The organism is Corynebacterium sp. HMSC034H07 (genome assembly GCF_001815175.1).
GTDB lineage: Bacteria > Actinomycetota > Actinomycetes > Mycobacteriales > Mycobacteriaceae > Corynebacterium > Corynebacterium hiratae.
Genome location: NZ_KV819480.1, coordinates 1 through 3,106 on the forward strand (window position 1 = coordinate 1; position 3,106 = coordinate 3,106).

1 protein-coding gene is annotated in these 3,106 nt (G+C 47.8%); it reads right to left on the minus strand.

Annotation, left to right across the window (positions count from 1 at the left end; genetic code table 11):
• Nucleotides 1–215: 215 nt before the first annotated feature.
• Complete coding sequence (locus HMPREF3009_RS00140) at nucleotides 216–3,044, minus strand: DUF4365 domain-containing protein (protein ID WP_070545489.1); 2,829 nt, start codon at nucleotides 3,042–3,044, stop codon at nucleotides 216–218.
• Between the last annotated feature and the right edge of the window lie 62 nt (nucleotides 3,045–3,106).

A 3,106-nucleotide genomic window follows, 5' to 3' on the forward strand; every position in this document is an offset into this window, starting at 1 on the left:
AATCAACGCACTCTAAAACCGGAAGGGCCAATTAACGGCCTTGTATCACGTGACGGTTACTGGTCTGGTAGTTGACAGAGCCGGCCACCACTGGGACTGCGCTCCCCGAATGAAAAGCTGACCTGAAGGATGCTCGGGATAGTCACAATCATGGATTCCGTCTCGAGAAATTCCGACGCCTTAAAATGCTTTGCGGTGAAGAGACGGAAATTAGTCTACTTCGTCATTTTTGAAGCGTTCGCGCGGAGCTGTTGCGCTTTCCATCTGGTGATTGCTGACTGACTGTTGCTCAGGGCGTGCAAGAGCCAGTTTTGATCTTCCGCATGAAAGTCTTTGAAAATCTGGGCGTTCACCACTCGAGATAGAATTGCTAATGCCCCTTCGCCGGAATTCTGAATAATTGTCGAAAGTAAGCTTTTAATTGCGGTGGATCTGTGCTTTGCTCTGAGGGACAAAGCTAATAGCTCAACTACCCCCGCATTGAGAGTCGGATCTGAAGCAGCTATGTAGCCGGATATTCCTTCGACGATTTCATCAGGGTTGTTGAGAGCCTTGAGCTTGAGCACCGCCAAAGCCATTTCAGGCGAGTATCCAGAAAGTATTGCGCGTTCGGCTGGAGTAGGACTCTCGTTAGAGAGCAGCCAGTAAGCATATTCTACGGCTGCAAAAGCTGACTCTTTTTCTTTATTTGAACTCGGAAAAAGGAAAACAGTCTCCTTCTTACGGCGTAGCTTTTCTAACGCCTCCCTCAATGCCTTGCGCGTATACGGGTCCAGTTGGTGGTTGTGGTCTGCAAGGAGGGACAAAGCTGGTGAAAGATTCTGAGATGTCAGAGGGCCCAGTGAAAGATAGCCAAGAACTACTTCCCATTTGGAGATGGTTGGGTACAAGAGATTGAAATGGATCAAACACGTTAGATAGGGGAAACCGCCAGAGGAAGAGACACCTTTCTTCAGTTCTGACATTATCTTCTTCAATTCAACCACACACTGGTCGACAATTTCGGATGCGATTTCTATTGGAATTTCGCTCCAATCAGAAAACCCTTTTAGTGCCCACGTGAATTCTGTTGGCAATTTCTCCAATAATTTACTTCGCTCCTCCTCAGAACGCCGGGCAAACAGGATCTGAAGAGACTGCGGCATACTTATACAATTGTCGTTCACCATCGACCGAAGTTCTTTCAACTCATTTTCTGTCCATTCGGCATCTGGGATAAGCTCTGATAACAGACTATAGGTGTATTGCAAATCCTCTTCGCCAGGGTTGATGGTGATGATGTTAGTTCTGATTTCAGACCGGATCTGAGAAGAGGCCGAGAGATAGACAGAGCATACTGTGCGAAGGATCTCTGCCTTATAATTTCGCATAGGGTAACTCCGCCAGTTGCCGGGCGCGTTCAGCCTGTCCAATAACTGGCTGAGCAAGCGATCGGCTATGCTCACGGGAAGAAATTCTCCAGCTACTCTCAAGACTGATAATTCAGCTTGGAAACTGATTCTTGAGATATTAGAGAAATCAAAAGTTGAAATGAGCTCTGTTAGAGGAGAAATCCATCCATCTAGGATTAGCCTCTCGGCCGCATTTGAAGCAGCAAGATTTGCCCCGGAAGCTGTCAATAGGGTGAGACCTTCGGTGGCGTCCGCCGTGCTTTCTGCTGATTGCAAGAGGTACTTTCCTCCTGCTTCTGCGGCTTCCTTGAAGTTGGCAATATCTCCTGCCAATCGGGCAGCGCCGGTGCTGATGCGTAGTTGAAACTTCGCGTTATCAGCGCCAATTGTAAAGGACTCTGACATAGACCACTTGTGGAAGGACTTTTCGAAGAGCCTGCGAGCTAAAAATTCCGAAGGAGGATCGGTCCAGAGCGTAACGGAATTTAGAAGATCTGCCCTTTTTTGAGCGTCGTTGCGAAAAGCTGCTATACCTACCATTAGCGAAAGGTTTCTTGCTCCTAATAGGATCACCTTTCCTGATAGGTCGTGCTCAAGCTCTGGAGTTCGCAAGTATAATTCAACTGCTATTTCTTGGGCCCTGTTGACGTTCCCTACGTCAGCGAGCTCGATAGCTAGGATCAACCGTATCCATGCGCGGTCAATTTTATCCAAGCTGGGGGATTCGTATTCTAGAATTGATTCCAGTTTCGCGATCCGATGTTCACTCGTTGGGAGTAATAAACAGTCAACAATGAGCTCAAGCGCATTTGTGTCATCTGCTTCAGCTGCTGTGGGTCCTTCTAAGAGCTCTATTCGAGACGTGTCCAAATCGACCCCAAGGTAGTTAAGGACTTTTCTGAATAGTCTAGCTTCCTGCGGCCAAGCTATGAATCGCCTTCGTTTCTCGTTGCTTGTAAACAGATCAAGAGAACTGAGGTAGAGCGAAGATAACCACCTAGCTTGGCCTGACAGAAGGTAGGCAAGGGCTTCCTGTATGCCGATTTCTTCTCTCGAATGAGAAATTTGAGTATAGGACAACTTCGGCAAGAGAACCGTCTGCCGGATGAGGGCGTTGCCTGTTAAGTATGGTGTCGACCAGATCTCAGCAAAGTTTCGTAGCTTCGAACTGCTTTTTTCTGAAAGGCGGATCAAAGCTTCTTGGGTGGGAACAGCGTCCCTCGAGTTTTGGTACCTAGGTACGAAGATCTTAGAAGTTTTTCCTGCTTTTTGGACGTTCTCAGCACAGATTTCTTGCCAGTACCAGATTGCATTTTCGAGATCTACTAAGATGATAGCCACGGGCAGCCGGCTTTCAAGCCATTCGTCAAGTTGTTTCTGGTCCGGTCTAAACCACCAACCGTCAAAATCTGCTGTGTTTTTGCGCTTTACCGGCTCCTTGAACCAAGAGGATCCTGTCTTAACCTGTGCACAAAGAATCGCGTTATCGATCGTTCCGTCCGGTTTAGGGGGAACAATAAACCGGTCGAGACCGTAATCTACAGTTGGTCTGAGAATTTTCCATCCCCACGTTTGGACAATCGATTCAAAGAGTGCTTCGCCAGCGGCACCGATATCGCGAGCTTCAGGAACGGCGGGAGAATAGAAAGGCATACGAACACATTAAAAGAAAGGGACGGGCTTCGATGGCCCTTCCGGTTTTAGAGTGCGTTGAT

What these genes read in the sequence shown, in the direction of transcription:
- HMPREF3009_RS00140 (WP_070545489.1), bottom strand. Translation starts at nt 3,044, where the DNA reads ATGCCTTTCTATTCTCCCGCCGTTCCTGAAGCTCGCGATATCGGTGCC.